Source organism: Escherichia sp. MOD1-EC5990, assembly GCF_002965285.1.
Lineage (GTDB): Bacteria > Pseudomonadota > Gammaproteobacteria > Enterobacterales > Enterobacteriaceae > Escherichia > Escherichia coli_F.
Map to the genome: position 1 here is coordinate 1 of NZ_PTRV01000092.1, position 330 is coordinate 330.

Sequence of the window (330 nt, forward strand, 5' to 3'; positions counted from 1 at the left end):
CCAGCGTCAACAACAGCAGCCAGAGCCGGAACGTGACGTTTATTGCGGATGTCAGCACGGCGCAGATCGCGGATCTGGTCGTTAGCCAGGATAACGCGGTGGCAGACGGCGCGACGGCGAATACGCTGCGGGTGAAGGTCACCGATGCGTTCGGGAATGCACTTGCCGGGCAGACGGTCAGCGTGTTGGCAGGCAACGGCGCAACGACTGCTCCGACGGTCACCACGCAGCCGGATGGCACGGTGGAGATCAGTGTCACCAGCCAGACCGCCGGAACCAGTGTGATCACCGCCAGCGTCAACAACAGCAGCCAGAGCCGGAACGTGACGT

General features: G+C 63.3%; 1 protein-coding gene. It reads left to right on the plus strand.

Going from position 1 to position 330, the window contains the following annotated elements; translation table 11 throughout:
* Positions 1-330: Ig-like domain-containing protein (locus tag BEB42_RS26035; RefSeq protein WP_157942757.1), on the plus strand; the 330-nt coding region annotated here is incomplete at both ends.